This is a genomic window from Lachnoanaerobaculum sp. MSX33 (assembly GCF_000512995.1).
Lineage (GTDB): Bacteria > Bacillota > Clostridia > Lachnospirales > Lachnospiraceae > Lachnoanaerobaculum.
The window spans coordinates 1-18,713 of the sequence record NZ_AZXX01000082.1 but is presented as its reverse complement, the minus strand read 5'-3'; the positions used below and the strand labels follow the sequence as shown (position 1 = coordinate 18,713).

Here is an 18,713-nt window from a genome sequence, read left to right as displayed (position 1 = left end):
ACATTTTAGTATAAAAGGCGGGTTGTCGTTAATTTTAAACGACAACCCGGTTTTGAATTTCGGTATTGTCATTCATCTATAAATTCGGTCATATACTTTCTTTTTCTTAGAGGACAATTTTGTCTTTGTAGATTTACATTTCCCCTTTCCTCTATTGAAATGTTTTCAAAGAATACTTTCCACAGTTTTGAATAAGGATTTTTAATGTCATTTAATTTCGTAGCAGCTTCAAGTTCATTTTTTTCAACGATTTGAAGATAACATTCACTGTCCTTTGGGTGAATCAGAGCAATGCTTCTTGAAGAATCTATAATGATCCAGTTAAGAGAAGGCATTCTATCTTTAAAATGGTAGGAGAGCTCGGCAAGTATATTATGCTTCGGTTCTATAGTTGCCAAAAACAGATCCTTATCCACCTCTTTAAATCTTGTCACCTCCTTATAGGAGTGAATCTCACGACTTACTGCTGTTTGAAACTTTAAAAGCTTCATAACAATTTCCTCACCCGACATATAGTTGATTTTTTTGCCATGTTTAAAAGCAAGCCTCAGGTAATTATAAACATCATTTCCCGTATCTTTATAATACAAAAAAGCCATATAAACAGTCTCATATGTCTGTATGGAAAGCTTGTATTTAATACTTTCTATAACCTTTTTTGCTTTATCAATATCTGTGCTTACATATATAATTTCAGAAAACAGATCTTGCTGTGTAAATAAATGTTTTTGCAGTTTTATACTTTCATCCTTGTGGCAAAGACTGTATTCCCAAGCTGTGTATATACATGATGCCAAGGCGTAGAAGTTATCATCGTATGTAAATATTTTCATTATTTCAACCCAAAATCATCAAATAGAGACAACTGTTTTTCGGTGCTGTATTGATAGTTCTCATTACCGGTTAAGCCGATAAGTCTATTTGTTATATATTTTTCATCCAATAAGGTTTTGTACATCATTTTCCCGTTACAGGTTAAAAAGTACTGTGCCCTTTTTAAGACTACACCCATCTTGGCAATGGAATTAAAGTCAAGAAGTGAGTATCTGCGAGAATTTACAATTCTTTTTGCCGCCTTAGGACCAATACCCGGTACTCTAAGTAAACTTGCCATGTCGGCTGTCTGTACTTCTACAGGGAAGAGCTCCAAATGCTTAACAGCCCAATTACATTTAGGATCCATATAGGTGTTAAAGTCCGGATTATCTTTACTTAGAAGTTCCTGTGCATTAAAACCGTAAAATCTAATAAGCCAATCAGCTTGATAAAGCCTGTGCTCTCTTAAAAGCGGCACAGGTGTGCCGAGATTTGGCAGGGATGAATCCTCATTAATAGGAATATATGCGGAATAAAATACTCTTTTTAAATCAAAGCTTTTATACAGATTTTGTGCAGTCATCAATATGGTATAGTCGCTGTCATCACCGGCACCGATAATCATTTGTGTGCTTTGTCCGGATGGTACAAACGGGCGAATATTAGCTTGTTTAGTGCTGAGTGACGTTTTTAAAATATTATCTCCTTCGATTTGGGCTACATCATTAAATATACTTCCGGGAAGATATTTATTTATATTACTTCTTGGGAGTTTTGAACTCTTTCCGATACTTAACCTATTCATCTCTATGGAATCTTTTATTTTTTTCATGGGATCTGATATAAGATTAAAGCTTTTATTGGGAGCATATTTTTTAAGGCTTGATTCACTAGGGAATTCAATATTAACACTCATTCTGTCTGCAAGAGAGCCGGCCTGTAAAAGTAATTCATCAGAAGCACCGGGTATTGCCTTAACATGGACATAGCCGTTAAACATGTATTCGTTCCTTAACAGCATGAGAGTTTCACAGATCCTTTCCATAGTAAAGTTCGGACTGTTAATTATACCGGAACTTAAAAACAAGCCTTCAATATAATTTCTTTTGTAAAATTCCACAGTCAACTCACAGATTTCTCTCGGAGTAAAGCATGCACGGTGTATGTCATTACTTTTTCTGTTAATACAGTATTTACAATCAAAAATACAATGGTTTGTCATAAGTATCTTAAGCAAGGAAATACATCTTCCGTCGCCACTGAAAGTATGGCATATCCCTGAGGCTACACTGTTACCAAGCAATCCTCCTTTTCCCTTTCTATTCACTCCGCTTGAGGTGCAGGCAACATCATATTTAGCAGCGTCTGATAGTATTTCAAGCTTTTTAAAAATATCATCATTAGAACATATGTTTATCATAAATAAATTATACACAAACATACGTTCGTGTGTCAACAGGGGTTTTTATGGATATTTAAGGCGGTATTTTCTTCTCAAATATTTATCCAAAAAAGAAGCTACTCGGATATGATATCCGGTAGCTTCCCTTCTTTATGATATGCTTTTCTTATTTTGTTCTTTCAAATTCTTCTGTGCTGTTGCAAGCATCAGCTTAATTCTGTTGAGCTGGTTAACTTCCGAAGCACCCGGATCATAGTCTACCGCTATGATATTTGCTTCAGGATGTGAACGGCGAAGCTCTTTTATAACACCCTTACCCACGACATGGTTTGGCAGACAACCGAAAGGCTGTGTACAAACAATATTTGGAGTGCCGGTCTCTATAAGCTCAAGCATCTCTCCGGTAAGGAACCAACCCTCACCTGTCTGATTTCCGACAGATACATAGTCCTTTGCCATATTTGCAAGATGATCGATTCTTGAAGGAGCAATGAAATGCTTACTCTTTTCAAGTGCCTTTCTTGCATCACTTCTTAGTGCCTCAAGTACCTTGATACCTACATTTGCCATAAATGCAGATTTCTTTGACATACCGAGGTTCTCAGCTTTAAAGTTACTGTTATAGAAGCTGTATAGTAAGAAATCTAAGAGGTCAGGCATTACAGCCTCAGCACCCTCTTTTTCAAGCAAATCAACTATATGGTTGTTTGCAAGAGGAGAGAACTTAACAAGAATCTCTCCTACAATACCTACTCTAGGCTTTTTGATATTGAGTCTTGGAAGATTATCAAAATCCTTTACAATAGCTCTTATATTTCTTTTAAACTCACCGAAGTTCGGCTTTCTTACAGAAAGTGAATCAATAACACGATTTCTCCACTTTTTATGAAGTCTGTTGGCGGCGCCTTTTTCCTTTTCATAAGGCCTTGTAGCATACAAGACTCTCATAAATAGATCGCCGTATACAACAGCCTGCATTGCTTTTATTATCATTGCAGGAGTCATTTTGAATCCCTCATTTGTCTCCATGCCGTTGGCATTTACTGAGATTACCGGGATCTGTTCCATATCAACTTTTTCAAGAGCTCTTCTGATAAAGCCGATATAGTTGCTGGCTCTACATCCGCCACCGGTCTGACTCATAAAAATGGCTGTCTTATTCGGATCGTATTTTCCTGAAAGAAGTGCCTCCATTATCTGTCCTACAACTATAAGTGAAGGGTAGCAGGCGTCATTGTTTACATACTTTAATCCGCAGTCTATAGCTGAACGTGAATCATTTTGTAAAACTTCTACATGGTAGCCGAAGGCATTGAGCGCCGGCTCCAAAAGGTCAAAATGTATAGGAGACATCTGTGGACAAAGAATTGTATATTCATCCTTCATCTCCTTTGTAAACACTTTTCTGTGATAAGCGGAAGAGTGTATTTTTCTCTCAAAGTTCTTTTTATCTCTTACACGAAGTGCAGCGATAAGCGAACGTATACGAATTCTTGCGGCACCGAGATTGTTCACCTCATCGATCTTAAGTACCGTATAGATCTTTCCTGAACCTGTAAGTATATCACTTACCTGATCTGTGGTAACGGCATCAAGTCCGCAACCAAAGGAGTTTAGCTGTACAAGGTCAAGGCAATCATCCTGCTTTACAAGACTTGCAGCAGCATAGAGTCTGGAATGATACATCCACTGATCGCTTACGATAACAGGTCTTTCTATCTTGGCAAGATGAGAAACCGCATCCTCTGTAAGTACGGCAATACCGAATGAAGTGATCATATCAGGAATACCATGATGCATTTCAGGGTCCACATGATATGGTCTTCCGGCAAGAACTATACCGTGGCGGTTGTTCTTATGAAGCCACTCTATAGTCTTTTCACCTTCTCTTTCGATATCTTTCTTTGACTGAATAAGCTCTGTCCATGCCGCATGTGCAGCGAACTTTACTTCTCTTTCATTTATGTCAAATTCCTGCTTCATTACCTTGATAAGCTGATTTGTAAGTACCTCTTCATTTGTAAATGCCATGAAAGGATTCAAGAATCTAGTATTTGTCTCTCGGATTTCTTCCACATTATTCTTGATATTCTCAGCATATGAAGTAACGATAGGGCAGTTGAAATGGTTTCCGGCATCCGGCTGCTCATTTCTTTCATAAGGTATACATGGATACCATATAGTACGAACACCATTCTTTATAAGCCATGAAATATGTCCATGTGTAATCTTTGCAGGATAACATTCAGACTCACTTGGGATTGATTCAATACCAAGCTCATATATCTTCTTTGTTGACATAGGAGAGAGCACTGTTCTGAATCCGAGGTTTCTAAAGAATACAGCCCAGAACGGGAAGTTCTCATACATATTTAAAACTCTCGGTATACCGATAGTACCTCTGAATGCCTTGTCGGCTGTAAGCGGATCATAGCCGAACATACGATTATATTTATATTCATAGAGGTTTGGAACATCCTTTTTAACTCTGTCCTTACCAAGACCTCTTTCACATCTGTTTCCTGATATGAAGTTTCTTCCACCTTCAAATTTGTTTACCGTCATTACACAGTTATTGTTACAGCCACGGCATCTGGTCATGGATGTGTCATACTGCAGTGCTATGATATCATCAAGAGAGAGCATGGTGGTCTGCTTTCCTTCATATCTTTCTCTGGCTATAAGTGCCGCACCGAATGCACCCATTATTCCGGCAATATCAGGTCTTGTAACAAAACCGCCTGAAATCTTTTCAAGTGCACGGAGTACTGCATCATTGTAGAATGTACCACCCTGTACAACTATATGTTTTCCAAGATCTGCCGCATTTGAGATTTTTATAACCTTAAATAAAGCATTTTTTATAACCGAATATGCAAGACCGGCTGAAATATCGGCTACGGTAGCACCTTCTTTTTGTGCCTGCTTAACATTTGAGTTCATGAAAACGGTACATCTGGTACCAAGGTCTACAGGATTCTTTGCAAACAATGCTTCCTTTGCAAAGTTTTGAACCGAGAAGTTCAACGAACCTGCAAAGGTCTCGATAAATGAACCGCAACCTGCTGAACAGGCCTCATTTAACTGTACGGAGTCTACTGTACCGTCCTTGATACGGATACATTTCATATCTTGACCTCCGATATCAAGTATACAGTCGACCTCAGGCTCAAAGAAAGCTGCCGCATAGTAGTGTGCAATTGTTTCAACTTCACCTTCATCAAGCATGAAGGCGGCTTTTAGAAGTGCCTCACCATATCCTGTGGAACATGAATATACAATCTTTGCTTCAGGATTGATTTTTTCCTTTACCGACTTTATAGCCGAGATAGCTGTAGCCAGTGGGGAACCGTTGTTATTTGAATAGAAATTCCAAAGAAGGCTGCCGTCTTCACCTACCAAAGCAATCTTTGTGGTGGTGGAACCGGCATCTATTCCAAGGAATATATTGCCCTTGTAATCTTCAAGCTCGGCAGTTTTTACGCTATGGCCGAAATGCCTTCCGCTGAATTCCTCATAATCAGCCTCAGTCTCAAAGAGCGGATCAAGTCTGGCAATCTCATGCGCCATCTCAATACCTTCTTTAAGCTTGGCAATAAGATCTGAAATACCGATCATAGCATCCTTGCTCTCACAGTTAAGTGCCGCACCTATGGCTGCAAAAAGATGTGAATTGTCAGGATCTACAATATATTCATCTGTAAGATTCAGTGTTCTTATAAATGCCTGCTTAAGTTCTGAAAGGAAGTGCAGCGGTCCTCCAAGGAATGCCACATGACCTCTTATAGGCTTACCGCAGGCAAGACCTGAAATAGTCTGATTTACCACCGCCTGAAAAATGGAAGCGGAGAGGTCCTCTCTTGTAGCTCCCTCATTGATAAGCGGCTGTACATCCGTTTTTGCGAAAACTCCGCATCTTGCGGCTATAGGATAAATTGACTTATAACTCTTTGCATATTCATTAAGTCCTATAGCATCTGTTTGGAGGAGAGAAGCCATCTGATCGATAAAGCTTCCTGTACCTCCGGCACATATACCGTTCATTCTCTGGTCGATACCGCCTGTGAAGTAGATGATTTTTGCATCTTCTCCACCAAGCTCTATTGCAACATCGGTTTGAGGTGCAACAGCCTTCAGTGCGGTTGCAACTGCGACAACTTCCTGTACAAAGGTTGACTTTAGATGCTTTGAAAGGGTAAGACCGCCTGAGCCGGTGATCATCGGAATGATATTCACTTCCCCTATTTTTTCAAAGGCATCTGAGAGCTGTGCCGCCAAAGTCCCCTGTATATTTGCATAATGTCTGCGATAATCTGAAAATACTACTTCATGTTTGCTGTCAAGGATAGCAATTTTGACTGTAGTCGAACCTATGTCTATACCAAGTACATAGGTTTTCTCTGTGTTTTGCATATTATAACCTCTTTTATAAGCTTGTGATTATGTAATATGGGGCTATGCCCCTGTGAAACCCAGTTGCAAGATTATACCTTACAATCCGTTAAAATCAGTAGCTTGAACATGCCTTTTATTTTGAAAAATAAAATTGCACACAAAACCACACATGTGAAAACATGATTTTATATCATAGCATATTGCTAGGAATAAGGCAATGAATAAGAGGTTAAAAGTGTATTAAAGATTACAAAATAGCGTCTTTCATCTCTTTAACATAGGCTCCGATATAAGAAGGAGCTTTGGTTTTGTATTGTTTTAAGAGCTTTATGATGGCTGAACCTACGATTACTCCGTCCGCTATCTGACTCATTTCCTTAGCCTGTTCGGGAGTTGAAATACCGAAGCCTATAGCACATGGAATATCGGTGTTTTCTCTTACTATCTTTACTATGGAGTTTAAATCAGTGGTGATCTCACTTCTGGTTCCTGTTACACCAAGGCTTGATACGATGTATAAAAAGCCTTTGGCTTCTTTTGCAATCATTGCAATGCGGTCATCTGATGTAGGTGCAATAAGAGAGATGAGATCGATATTATATTTTTCAGAAATATCAAGGAATTCATTTCTCTCTTCAAAAGGAATATCGGGAAGTATAATGCCGTCAATACCTATCTCTTTGCATTTGGCAAAGAACTTTTCAGGACCGTAGGAAAATACTACATTGGCATAGGTCATAAATACAAGTGGAACAGTAACTTCCTTTCTGAGATCCGCAACCATATCAAATACCTTGTCGGTGGTAATACCGCCTTCAAGGGCACGAATATTTGCGCCCTGTATTACCACACCTTCAGCAGTTGGATCTGAGAAGGGTATACCTATTTCCACCAAATCGGCTCCGTTTTTTACCATTTCAAGTATTGCAGCTTTTGTAGTTGCAACATCAGGGTCACCACAGGTGATAAAAGGTATAAACGCTTTTTTATTTTTTAATGCTTCATATATCTTATTCATGTAAGTCTTCTCCTTTATATCTTGCAATTGCCGCACAATCCTTATCACCTCTTCCGGAGATTGTGATTACAATAATTTGGTCCTTATTCATATTAGGTGCTATTTTCATGGCATGAGCAACAGCATGAGCGGACTCTATGGCAGGTATGATACCTTCCATTTTAGAGAGGTATTCAAATGCTTCTACTGATTCATCATCCGTTATAGGTACATAGCTTGCTCTTTTTATATCATGAAGATATGAATGCTCAGGTCCTACACCCGGATAGTCAAGTCCTGCAGAGATGGAATATACAGGTGCTATCTGACCGTATTCATCCTGACAGAAGTAGGATTTCATACCGTGGAAAATACCGAGCTTTCCTGTATTTATAGTAGCGGCTGTTTCAAATGTATGAATTCCCTTTCCTGCGGCTTCACAACCGATAAGTGCTACATCCTTGTCTTCAATAAAATTGTAAAAACTGCCTATGGCATTTGAGCCGCCACCTACACAGGCAAGTACTGCATCAGGCAATTTACCTTCTTTTTCAAGGATTTGTTCCTTAATTTCTTTTGAAATTACGGCCTGGAAATCTCTGACTATAGTAGGGAAAGGATGAGGTCCCATTATAGAACCGAGGCAGTAATGAGTATCATCTATTCTGCTTGTCCATTCTCTCATAGCTTCTGAAACGGCATCTTTTAGAGTTTTTGTTCCGCTTGTTACAGGGATAACTGTAGCACCAAGCAGTCTCATCTTATATACATTAAGTGCCTGGCGAATAGTATCTTCTTCACCCATAAATACTACACATTCCATACCCATCAAAGCCGCTGCGGTTGCTGTTGCAACACCGTGCTGTCCTGCGCCTGTTTCTGCAATAAGTCTGGTTTTGCCCATCTTTTTTGCAAGCAGTGCCTGTCCGAGAACATTGTTTATCTTATGTGCACCTGTATGTGTAAGGTCCTCACGCTTTAAATAGATCTTTGCACCGCCAAGGTCCTCAGTCATTTTCTTTGCAAAATAAAGTTTTGAAGGTCTGCCTGCATAATCATTCAAGAGATAATTGAGCTCTTTGTTAAACTCAGGATCATTTTTATAATGATTATAGGCTTTTTCCAATTCTATAACTGCATTCATAAGAGTTTCAGGGATATACTGTCCTCCGTGAACTCCAAATCTTCCTTTAATATCTGTCATTGTCTACCTCTCTTACTAAATTTACAAATTTTCTTATCTTAGCGGCATCTTTTTTGCCTTCGGTTTCTATTCCCGAGCTTACATCCACACCGAACGGATTTAGCTTAATTATTTTTTCTTTTACATTATCTAATGAGAGTCCGCCTGCTAAAAAATATTCTCTGTCAAAGCCGTCAAGTAAGGCTTCATCAAAGGTCTCCCCACAGCCTGCTCCCGCATCCAATAAGATAAAATCCGTGTTCTTATTTATTGATTTTATATCAGCCTTTGATTTTATCTGATAGGCATATATTATAGGTACATTTATCTTTTTCTTTAATGTATTTATATAGCTGTCATCTTCATTTCCATGAAGCTGAACAATATCAATGATTTTATTTTTGACAAGATAGGCTATATTCTCAATGTCTTCATTTACAAACACACCCACAGCCTTTACTCTGTTATCAAGCCTGCTTTTCAGTACCTTTGCCGTATCAAATGATATATATCTTTTACTTTTTTCGGCAAATACAAAGCCTATATAATCGGGTAATACTTCATTTATTACCTTGATATCATCTTCACTTTTTATGCCGCAAAGCTTAATTTTTGTCATATCTACCCTTTAACCGGTCCAAAGCGAATTTCTTGTTTTCCGCACGCATTAGTACTTCACCTACCAAAGCGGCATCGGCTTCCATATCGATGATATTTTTTATATCTTCAGGGGAGTTTACACCGCTTTCTGAAACAAATAAGATATCCTTAGGCACAAGGTCTCGAAGTCTTTTACTGTTATTCGTGTTTACGGAAAAGTCCTTCAGATTTCTGTTATTTACTCCAATCATACGGGAATTTATCTTTAAGGCTTTTTCGATTTCAGACTCGTCATGACATTCCACAAGAGCGGAAAGTCCCAGATCATCACTTATATCTTTGAAATACTTCATCTCTTCAACCGATAATATGGAGCAAATCAAAAGGATACAGGATGCACCCATTGCCTTGGCTTCATATATCATATATTCATCTACGGTAAAATCTTTTCTAAGCAGTGGGAGAGTAACTGTATTTGATATTTCCTTTAAATACTTATCACTTCCAAGAAACCACTTAGGTTCTGTGAGCACCGATATACAGTCTGCACCTGCCTCCTCATATTCCTTTGCAATTGAAAGATATGGGAAGTCCTTTGCAATAATACCTTTAGACGGTGAAGCTTTCTTACATTCACATATAAAAGATAATCCCGGTTTTTTTAAAGCGTTCTCAAAACTGAACTTTGGCGCTTGAATATTTTCAGCCTCAGATCTTATCAAAGAGAGCGGAATATTTTTCTTTTGCTCTTCGATTCGCCATTTTGTATATGTGGCTATTGTATCTAAAATAGTTATTTCTTTACTCATTGCTTACTCTTATAAAATCTTCCAAAACCTTAAGAGCTTTTTTGCTTTCGATAAGATTTCTTGCAAGATCTATTCCTTCCTGTATACTGCCTGCCTTATCACCTATATAAAGAGCCGCTCCGGCATTTAAAAGTACCGCATCTGTTTTAGGGCCTTTTTCACCGTTTAGTATGGCAAGAGTAATGGCTGCATTTTCCTTAGGATCACCACCTGCCAAATCCTGTTTTTCACAGCGTGTAAGACCGAAATCTTCAGGCTTTATCTCATAGGTGGTGAGTGAACCGTTATTTATTTCGCAAACCTTGGTAGGAGCGGAGAGTGATATTTCATCAAGCTTATCCATACCGTATACTACCATACCTCTTTTAACTCCAAGATCCACAAGCACTTTTGCAAGAGGTTCTATAAGGTATTCATCATATACTCCAAGGAGCTGGCGCTTCGGTTTTGCCGGATTTGTAAGAGGTCCCAGTATATTAAAAACCGTTCTAAACCCAAGCTCCTTTCGTATAGCTCCTACATATTTCATAGAACTGTGATATTTTTGAGCAAAGAAAAAGCACATGCCAACCTTTTCCAAAAGCTCTTTACATTTATCGGGATCTTCTTCAATATTTACGCCCAATGCCTCCAAACAGTCTGCCGTACCGCATTTTGAAGAAGCCGCTCTGTTTCCGTGTTTACTTACTTTCATACCGCCGGCAGCAGCAACTATAGCTGAGGTTGTGGAGATATTAAAGCTACATGCATTGTCACCGCCGGTGCCCACTATTTCAAAAAGGTCAAAATCTGTATCAACAGCTGTGGCATGCTCTCTCATAGCCATAGCACAACCTGCGATTTCCTGTGTAGTTTCAGCTTTTGCACTCTTTGTAGAAAGAGCTGCAAGAAATGCGGCATTTTGTGTAGGCGAAGTCTCACCGTTCATGATTTCATTCATCACAGCATAAGCTTCATCAAAAGTTAAATCTTCTTTATTTACAATCTTTACAATAGCTTCCTTAATCATAGTATCCTTTCAGTTCATTATCTTATAGGTTTTAAAGTTTGTAATCCCAATCGCAGTTCTTTCTTAAAGCTTCGTAGGATTTTACGCAACCTGCGGAACTCGTTTGTTCGCTTGAAGAACAGCGAACTACACTCAAACAAGTCCTCGGTTGCTTAATCCTATCTCGCTTTTGCGAAAGAACTAATCGCTACAGGGATTACAAAATAAAACCTATAATGTATGGCTAAAATTTCAATTCTGTATAAAATTCCTCAACATTTCCTTCCCGTATTCTGTCATTATGGATTCCGGATGAAACTGCACTCCATAAATCGGGTAGCTTTTATGTTCTACCGCCATTACTTCACCGTCATCTGTTCTTGCTACCACTTTTAATTCTGCAGGAATTGTGTCCTCGCTTGCGGCAAGTGAGTGATATCTTGCAACTTTACTTTCCGGTGGTAAATTTAAAAATATAGTACTGCCGGTATCAAAATATGTAAGAGAGTCTTTTCCATGCATCAGCTCCTTGGCATAGCTTACCGTTGCTCCGAATGCCATACAAATTGCCTGATGTCCAAGACAAACTCCAAGAATCGGAATACTTTGTCCAAGCTCCTTTATTACATCTATAATTATACCTGCATCCTCAGGTCTTCCGGGACCCGGTGAGATAATAATCTTTTTTGGAGCAAGAGCTTTTATTTCTTCCACAGTCATTTCATCATTTCTTATTACTTTTATATCAGGATTAATTTCACCTACCATTTGAAACAGGTTGTAGGAAAAACTGTCATAATTATCAATCAATAAAATCATTTATTTATCTCCTGTGCCTTTTTTAGCGCATCGACTACAGCGCCTGCCTTATTTATGCTTTCCATATATTCCTTATCAGGCTCCGAGTCGGCTACAATACCGGCACCGCTTCTGATAAATACTTTTCCGTTTTTCTTATATGCAAGTCTGATGGCAATGCAGGTGTCCATATTTCCGGTAAAATCAATATATCCTATAGCTCCTCCGTAAACTCCTCTTTTGTTGTTTTCAAGTTCGCCGATAAGCTGACAGGCACGAATCTTAGGTGCTCCTGAGAGGGTACCTGCAGGAAGAACCGCTTCAAGTGCATCCAGTGCATCGTTTTCAGGTCTTATTTCACCCCTTACAGTAGAGCCTATATGCATTACATGTGAATATCTCTCTATAGAGTGAAATTTTTCCACCTTTACACTTCCGAATTTACTTATCTTACCAAGGTCATTTCTTCCAAGATCTACAAGCATGTTGTGTTCAGCCAGTTCCTTTTTATCAGCAAGTAATTCTTCTTCCAAAAGCAGATCCTCAGTCTCTGTTTTTCCTCTCGGTCTTGTACCCGCAAGTGGGAAGGTATGAAGTATTCCGTCTTCAAGTTTTACCAGAGTTTCAGGTGAAGCTCCCGCAATCTCGACATCGGTACCTGAAAAATAAAACATATATGGTGAAGGGTTTACCGTTCTAAGTACTCTGTAGGTGTCAAAAAGACTTCCGCTAAAGTCCGCCTGCAAGCGGTTTGAAAGTACTATTTGGAAGATATCGCCCTCCTTGATATGATGTTTTGCTTTTGCAATCATCTCTGAAAATTCGTTTTGTGAAAACAAAGGTTTTACTTCAGAGAGCAGTTTTCCTGTTTCATAGGATTTCTCACCCGTAAATAAAAGATTTTTTATTTTCTCAAGTCTTTTAACAGCATTCTCATAGGCGATATGAGTATCTTCATTAAGTGAAATATTTGTAATAAGGATAATTTTTTGCTTTACATGGTCAAATACAATAACATCTTTAAAAAGCATTACATCAATATCCTTAAAGCCTTCGGAATCTTCTACATTTCTTTTGATACTCGGTTCCTTATAGTTTATATAGTCAAATGAAAAATATCCGACCAAACCGCCTGTAAAAGGAGGTAGATAGGTGAGTCTCGGGCTTTTGTATTTTTTTAACAAATCTCTTAGATAACCGGTAGGGTCGCTACACTCAAACTCTTCACCGTCTACATTTATTTTGCCTTCATTACAGCTTATAGAAAGTGTGGGATCAAATCCGAGGAAGGTATATCTTCCCCAACTTTCGTTAGCCTTTGCCGATTCCAACATATAGGCATGAGTAGATGCCTTTTTTAGAATTCTTATCGCTTCAATAGGAGTGATAAAGTCGGATAATATTTCCATACTGACCGGTGCAAGAGTATATTCTTTATTTTCTTTTATCTTTTCTATTTCATTTAATGTAGGGTAATACATACTATAATGTCCTTCCTTCAAGTACAACTCTTTTTTTGATTTCATCCATAAGGTCGGCGAACTGATCAAGGTCAAGTGATTGTGCACCGTCACATAATGCCTTTGCGGGATCATTGTGTACCTCAACCATAATACCGTCTGCACCTACAGCAAGTGCGGCCTTTGCAAGCGGCGGTACAAGAGATCTGATACCTACCGCATGACTTGGATCTACCAGTACCGGAAGATGAGTTTTCTCTTTTAAAAGTGCGACTGCTCCAAGATCCAAAGTATTTCTTGTGGCTGTTTCAAAGGTTCTGATACCTCGCTCACAGAGTATGACATTTTCATTGCCTGATGCCATGATATACTCGGCACTCATAAGGAATTCCTCAATAGTGTTGCAAAGCCCACGCTTTAGAAGTATAGGTTTTTTCAACTTTCCGACTTCTTTAAGTAAATCAAAGTTTTGCATATTTCTTGCACCGATTTGAATAATGTCAACATTCTCAAACAGCGGTAACTGTGTCTGATTCATAACCTCAGAGATAATCGGAATATTGACTGCGTCCTTGGCACTTTCCAAAAAGTCGATCCCTTCCTTGCCAAGTCCCTGGAAAGCATAAGGAGAAGTTCTGGGTTTAAATGCGCCTCCACGAAGTATTACAGCTCCACTTGTTTTGATACTTCTTGCAACCATTGTAATCTGCTCGCTTGTTTCCACACTGCAAGGTCCTGCAATAACGGTGAAAGTTCCGGTACCTATATTTACATCATTTACCTTTATGACGGTATCATCGGGATGAACGGTTCTGCCTGCCGCCTTATAGGTTTCCGTAACCCTCTTGCCATAGGCAACTATCGGATGAGTTTCCACTATAGTGTCCATATCTATTTTTGAAGTATTTCCGATTAAGCAAACTGCTGTATGTTCTGTTCCGGGTGCGTATATTGTATCAAATCCTATATCTTCAAATTCTTTTCTGAAATTCTGTATTGACTCTTCACTGATGCCTGCTTTTAATATAAAAACCATAAGTCCTCCTAATAAAAAAGTCCCTGACAAATAAAAACCTAAAAAGGTTAATATTTGTCAAGGACGAAATTTCAACAATAAAAAATCGCGGTGCCACCTTGATTCACAGCATGACCTGTGCACTTTAAGATACCTACATATCCCTTGCAACTGACGTATGCGTACGTTGTAGTATACTTTGCCGAAGCATTTGACTACACCCTCCATGGTCCATTTGCTAGACTGTTTCTTATCCGGCTCGCACCTTCCCGGACTCTCTGTGAAGTCATGACTAACTTTATCTCCATATCAACGGTTTGATTATTTTTCTGAATTCTAATACAAAAATTTTCTTATGTCAACAAAAATATTTTTAGGTGTATACTAAAACTCAAATCATTTACATACAAGTAGTATAAATGTTATAATAGGCGCGTATTATCAGGCGGAAAGCTTTGATATATAAAGTCCATAAAAAAAGATAGATGTTAGAAAGGAGTAAGATGGGTTTTTTAGAAAAATTGGAAAGAAAAATCGGCAGATACGCTATCAAAAATTTGATGATGCATCTGACTGTATTATATAGTATCGGTTTTGCCATATCTTTGATAAATATAGAAATATATTATAATTATTTGTCACTTGATATACCTAAAATACTCTCGGGACAGGTGTGGAGAATTCTTACATGGACATTATATGCACCGGATCAAAGTATATTTTTCGGAGCTATAATGCTGTACTTGTATTATAATCTCGGAAGCAATCTTGAAAGAGTTTGGGGAAGTTTTAGATTTAACCTATATATGTTTATGGGATATTTCTTGCTTATAGTTGGAGCATTTGTACTATATGCAATATATGGAGATCTTGTAAGTTATTATCCTTTAACACCGGACAGCCTTAATATGTCGATATTTTTGGCTTTTGCCGTAACTTATCCTGAGATGAGTTTCTATGTTTACTTTGTATTACCTATAAAGGCAAAATATTTAGCATTTGTATATTTACTAATTGAAGTCTATAGCTTTATAATAGGTGGCGTCATTACAAAGGCATCCATAGGACTCAGCCTTCTAAACTTTGTAATATTCTATTTATTAACAAGAAATTGGTATAGAATATCTCCGAAGAATGTAGCCAGACAGGTGAAATTTAAAAAGGCGGCCAAGATAAGACCGGCAGGGGAGTCTATACACAAATGTGCGGTTTGTGGAAGAACCGAAAAAGATGACGATACATTGGAGTTTAGATTCTGTTCTAAATGTAAGGGAAATTTGGAGTATTGCTCAGATCATTTATATACACATATTCATGTGGAATAGAGTTTACATCCGTATTTTGAAGTATTATTGGTTTGCCGCTCATTTTTAAATATATCTTGATACATTTAAAAATGAGTGGTAGTATTTACGCTTATAAAAATAAAGAGGAAAAGAAATGAAGAAAACAAAGATTATCTGTACCATGGGTCCAAACACAAACGATAAAAAACTTATGAAAGATATGGCAATTGCAGGAATGGATGTTGCCAGATTCAATTTTTCACATGGTGATAATGAGGAGCATCTTGGCAGACTGAATATATTGAGAGAAGTAAGAGAAGAGACAGGAAAGCAGGTTGCGGCTCTTCTTGATACAAAGGGCCCTGAAATAAGAACCGGTTTACTTGAAGGCGGTCAGAAGGTAACATTAGTAGCGGGAAATGAATATACACTCACAATAAACGAATGTGTAGGAAATGATAAGAAAGGCTTTATCAATTACAGCGGTCTTAACGATGATGTAAAGGCGGGAGACAGAATACTTATAGATGACGGTCTTATCGAGCTTGAGGTAATATCTGTTGAAGGATCAGATATACATACCAAAATTCTAAACGGCGGTGAGCTTGGAGAGAAAAAGGGTGTGAATGTACCGGGAGTTTCTATAAAGTTGCCTGCACTTACACAGAAGGATATTGAAGATGTAAAGTTTGCCTGTGACAACGGATTTGACTTTATTGCGGCTTCTTTTATAAGAAACGGAGATGCAGTTCGTCAGATTAGAGAAATATTAAAGGAGAAGGGTTCAACTATCCAGATTATTTCAAAGATTGAAAACCAGGAAGGCATCGACAACATGGACGACATCATCGAAGCAAGCGACGGTATCATGGTTGCAAGAGGTGATATGGGTGTTGAGATAGATGCCGCAAAATTGCCTTTTATACAGAAAAAGCTCATTGAAAAATGTTCTGTAGCAGGAAAGCCTGTAATTACAGCTACACAGATGCTTGATTCAATGATAAGAAATCCAAGACCTACAAGAGCCGAGGTTTCAGACGTTGCAAATGCCATATATGACGGTACTGACGCAATAATGCTTTCAGGTGAGTCCGCAATGGGTAAGTACCCTCTTGAAGCTCTCAAGATGATGGTAAAGATAGCAAAAGAGACGGAGATACATCTTGATCATGCACTTTACAGAGGCAGAAAAGTAAATAAGATGGACAAGAAGAATATTTCAAATCAGGTCGGATATGCTGCAGTATATACAGCAGACCAATTGGATGCTAAGGCAATAATAGCACCTTCAATTACAGGATTTACAACAAGAATGCTTTCAAAGTGGAGATCAAGTATACCTGTTTACGGAATGAGCCCAAGTATTTCAACGGTTCGTCAGATGCAGCTTTTCTACGGTGTAGTTCCTGTATGGGCAAAGAGAGCGGATACTACGGATGAGCTTATATCATCTTCAGTTGAGACATTAAAATCAGGAAAATACATTAAAGAAAATGATCTTGTAGTAATTACAGCAGGCATCATACCTGAGAAAATTGAGAGAGGACCTGCAAAATATACAAATACAATGCAGGTAGAAATAGTAAAATAATTAATAGATAAAATAAAAAATACAATAAAATATCATACTTTTTTATACAAAAATAAGTAGAGTTATGGTAAAATACAGATAAATGAATGACCGTAGAGGTCCTATAAATAAAGTCACAAGAATGTATACATTCGGGTGACTTTATTGGGATTATAAAGGAGAGAAAACATGAAAAACCCAATAGTAACATTGACAATGACAGACGGCTCAGTAATCAAAATCGAACTTTATCCTGAGGTGGCTCCAAACACTGTAAGAAATTTTATCAGCCTGATCAATGAGAAGTTCTATGACGGACTTACATTCCACAGAGTAATTTCAGGATTTATGATACAGGGCGGATGCCCACAGGGAAACGGAATGGGTGGTCCGGATTATCAAATTAAGGGAGAGTTTAATCAGAACGGATTCCAAAATGACTTGGCACATAGCAGGGGAGTTATATCAATGGCAAGAGCTATGAGCCCAAATTCGGCAGGTTCACAGTTCTTTATAATGCATCAGGATGCACCTCATTTAGACGGAGCATATGCTGCATTCGGAATGGTAATTGAGGGAATGGATGTAGTGGATAAAATAGCGGCTGCAGATACAGATTACAATGACAGACCGAATACAGAGCAGAAGATTGCAACTATGACAGTGGATACATTCGGCGAGACTTATGAAGCTCCTGAAAAGTGTTAATGTTTCAGGACAGCATTGTGATATATTGATATCAGATGAAAATGTGGCTTTGTGGGAGGCATTTAACTCTCACAAAGCCACTATTGCTATACTCGGTAAAGAAGATATAGATATATCGGTTTCAAAATATGCAGTGGAAAGTCTTGAAGACATTGATGAGGAATATATAAAGAAGGTTGCCTACAGAACTCTGGGTATGCCTTTTGATATAGGCAAAGTGGAAGGCATAAATATTCGTGAGATGAGACCCGACGACTTTGAAATTTTATCCTGTTTTAAGGGATTTCCTTTTAAAACAAAAAATGACTTACTGGAATATATTTCTCTTCACTATGATTTCTACGGCTATGGCTTATATGTATTTGAAAATGTTAATGAGCTTATGGGCATGGCAGGGTTTTACAATAAAGACGGAAAATGTTATATTTCATATATGACTGAAGAAAGATACCGAAGGTGCGGATATACATTTAAAGTTTGCAGGTACTTACTGGATTACTTAAGAGAGTCGTTAAAAATAATTGATGTATATGCACAAATAGACAAATCAAACATAGCATCGATTAATTTTGCTAAAAAACTTGGTGTGATAATAAATGAAAGCTTCAGCAAAAAGTAGGATTTTAATAGAGTGATGTTTAATTGTATATGTAGATTAGAAAAACCTAACTGTGTCAAGCATAAAT

Annotated in this window: 15 protein-coding genes; 4 read left to right on the top strand and 11 right to left on the bottom strand. The window is 38.1% G+C overall.

Translation table 11 applies throughout. The annotated features are described in order from the left end of the window. Positions 1–68: 68 nt before the first annotated feature. From HMPREF1495_RS09165 to aroF, 11 genes are all read right to left on the bottom strand, one after another. Positions 69–833, bottom strand: coding sequence for a TIGR03915 family putative DNA repair protein (locus HMPREF1495_RS09165; protein WP_034214075.1), 765 nt, complete (start codon positions 831–833; stop codon positions 69–71). Next, complete coding sequence (locus tag HMPREF1495_RS09160; protein WP_034214072.1) at positions 833–2,257, bottom strand: putative DNA modification/repair radical SAM protein; 1,425 nt, start codon at positions 2,255–2,257, stop codon at positions 833–835. The genes HMPREF1495_RS09165 and HMPREF1495_RS09160 overlap by 1 nt, the downstream gene beginning before the upstream one ends. A gap of 111 nt (positions 2,258–2,368) precedes the next feature. Further along, a complete protein-coding gene (locus HMPREF1495_RS09155) occupies positions 2,369–6,631 on the bottom strand; it encodes a 2-hydroxyacyl-CoA dehydratase (RefSeq protein WP_034214068.1) in 4,263 nt (1,420 codons plus the stop codon). A 229-nt stretch (positions 6,632–6,860) separates the two neighbouring features. Further along, complete coding sequence (gene trpA / locus HMPREF1495_RS09150; protein ID WP_007595226.1) at positions 6,861–7,631, bottom strand: tryptophan synthase subunit alpha; 771 nt, start codon at positions 7,629–7,631, stop codon at positions 6,861–6,863. Then, complete coding sequence (gene trpB / locus HMPREF1495_RS09145) at positions 7,624–8,814, bottom strand: tryptophan synthase subunit beta (protein WP_034214064.1); 1,191 nt, start codon at positions 8,812–8,814, stop codon at positions 7,624–7,626. The genes trpA and trpB overlap by 8 nt, the downstream gene beginning before the upstream one ends. Then, positions 8,801–9,412, bottom strand: coding sequence for a phosphoribosylanthranilate isomerase (locus HMPREF1495_RS09140; protein WP_034214062.1), 612 nt, complete (start codon positions 9,410–9,412; stop codon positions 8,801–8,803). Before HMPREF1495_RS09140 ends, trpB begins: the two co-directional genes overlap by 14 nt. Next, positions 9,399–10,202, bottom strand: coding sequence for an indole-3-glycerol phosphate synthase TrpC (trpC, locus tag HMPREF1495_RS09135; RefSeq protein ID WP_034214059.1), 804 nt, complete (start codon positions 10,200–10,202; stop codon positions 9,399–9,401). Before trpC ends, HMPREF1495_RS09140 begins: the two co-directional genes overlap by 14 nt. Continuing rightward, on the bottom strand, positions 10,195–11,211 hold the full coding sequence (gene trpD / locus HMPREF1495_RS09130) for an anthranilate phosphoribosyltransferase (RefSeq protein ID WP_034214057.1): 1,017 nt from the start codon (positions 11,209–11,211) through the stop codon (positions 10,195–10,197). Before trpD ends, trpC begins: the two co-directional genes overlap by 8 nt. Positions 11,212–11,442: 231 nt before the next feature. Then, positions 11,443–12,009, bottom strand: coding sequence for an anthranilate synthase component II (locus HMPREF1495_RS09125; protein WP_034214055.1), 567 nt, complete (start codon positions 12,007–12,009; stop codon positions 11,443–11,445). Further along, positions 12,006–13,469, bottom strand: a complete 1,464-nt coding sequence (trpE, locus tag HMPREF1495_RS09120; protein WP_034214052.1) for an anthranilate synthase component I — start codon at positions 13,467–13,469, stop codon at positions 12,006–12,008. The genes HMPREF1495_RS09125 and trpE overlap by 4 nt, the downstream gene beginning before the upstream one ends. Before the next feature lies 1 nt (position 13,470). Next, positions 13,471–14,484 carry a 3-deoxy-7-phosphoheptulonate synthase gene (aroF, locus tag HMPREF1495_RS09115; RefSeq protein ID WP_034214049.1) on the bottom strand — a complete coding sequence of 338 codons (1,014 nt, stop codon included), beginning with the start codon at positions 14,482–14,484 and terminating at the stop codon, positions 13,471–13,473. 482 nt (positions 14,485–14,966) lie between these two features. Between aroF and HMPREF1495_RS09110 the strand changes: the two genes are divergently transcribed. The 4 genes from HMPREF1495_RS09110 to HMPREF1495_RS09095 all read left to right on the top strand — a co-directional run bounded on the left by HMPREF1495_RS09110 (position 14,967) and on the right by HMPREF1495_RS09095 (position 18,646). After that, a complete protein-coding gene (locus tag HMPREF1495_RS09110) occupies positions 14,967–15,788 on the top strand; it encodes a rhomboid family intramembrane serine protease (RefSeq protein WP_034214046.1) in 822 nt (273 codons plus the stop codon). 115 nt (positions 15,789–15,903) lie between these two features. Then, positions 15,904–17,340, top strand: coding sequence for a pyruvate kinase (gene pyk, locus HMPREF1495_RS09105; RefSeq protein ID WP_034214043.1), 1,437 nt, complete (start codon positions 15,904–15,906; stop codon positions 17,338–17,340). Positions 17,341–17,508: 168 nt separating this feature from the next. Then, positions 17,509–18,027, top strand: coding sequence for a peptidylprolyl isomerase (locus HMPREF1495_RS09100; RefSeq protein WP_034214041.1), 519 nt, complete (start codon positions 17,509–17,511; stop codon positions 18,025–18,027). Continuing rightward, positions 18,005–18,646 (top strand): GNAT family N-acetyltransferase, encoded by a 642-nt coding sequence (locus HMPREF1495_RS09095; RefSeq protein ID WP_034214039.1) that lies wholly within the window; start codon positions 18,005–18,007, stop codon positions 18,644–18,646. The genes HMPREF1495_RS09100 and HMPREF1495_RS09095 overlap by 23 nt, the downstream gene beginning before the upstream one ends. The last annotated feature ends 67 nt before the right edge of the window (positions 18,647–18,713 follow it).

What these genes read in the sequence shown, in the direction of transcription:
- trpB (WP_034214064.1), bottom strand. Translation starts at nt 8,814, where the DNA reads ATGACAGATATTAAAGGAAGATTTGGAGTTCACGGAGGACAGTATATC.
- HMPREF1495_RS09140 (WP_034214062.1), bottom strand. Translation starts at nt 9,412, where the DNA reads ATGACAAAAATTAAGCTTTGCGGCATAAAAAGTGAAGATGATATCAAG.
- trpD (WP_034214057.1), bottom strand. Translation starts at nt 11,211, where the DNA reads ATGATTAAGGAAGCTATTGTAAAGATTGTAAATAAAGAAGATTTAACT.
- HMPREF1495_RS09100 (WP_034214041.1), top strand. Translation starts at nt 17,509, where the DNA reads ATGAAAAACCCAATAGTAACATTGACAATGACAGACGGCTCAGTAATC.
- HMPREF1495_RS09155 (WP_034214068.1), bottom strand. Translation starts at nt 6,631, where the DNA reads ATGCAAAACACAGAGAAAACCTATGTACTTGGTATAGACATAGGTTCG.
- HMPREF1495_RS09110 (WP_034214046.1), top strand. Translation starts at nt 14,967, where the DNA reads ATGGGTTTTTTAGAAAAATTGGAAAGAAAAATCGGCAGATACGCTATC.
- HMPREF1495_RS09160 (WP_034214072.1), bottom strand. Translation starts at nt 2,257, where the DNA reads ATGTTTGTGTATAATTTATTTATGATAAACATATGTTCTAATGATGAT.
- trpC (WP_034214059.1), bottom strand. Translation starts at nt 10,202, where the DNA reads ATGAGTAAAGAAATAACTATTTTAGATACAATAGCCACATATACAAAA.
- pyk (WP_034214043.1), top strand. Translation starts at nt 15,904, where the DNA reads ATGAAGAAAACAAAGATTATCTGTACCATGGGTCCAAACACAAACGAT.
- trpA (WP_007595226.1), bottom strand. Translation starts at nt 7,631, where the DNA reads ATGAATAAGATATATGAAGCATTAAAAAATAAAAAAGCGTTTATACCT.
- HMPREF1495_RS09125 (WP_034214055.1), bottom strand. Translation starts at nt 12,009, where the DNA reads ATGATTTTATTGATTGATAATTATGACAGTTTTTCCTACAACCTGTTT.
- HMPREF1495_RS09095 (WP_034214039.1), top strand. Translation starts at nt 18,005, where the DNA reads ATGAAGCTCCTGAAAAGTGTTAATGTTTCAGGACAGCATTGTGATATA.
- aroF (WP_034214049.1), bottom strand. Translation starts at nt 14,484, where the DNA reads ATGGTTTTTATATTAAAAGCAGGCATCAGTGAAGAGTCAATACAGAAT.
- trpE (WP_034214052.1), bottom strand. Translation starts at nt 13,469, where the DNA reads ATGTATTACCCTACATTAAATGAAATAGAAAAGATAAAAGAAAATAAA.
- HMPREF1495_RS09165 (WP_034214075.1), bottom strand. Translation starts at nt 833, where the DNA reads ATGAAAATATTTACATACGATGATAACTTCTACGCCTTGGCATCATGT.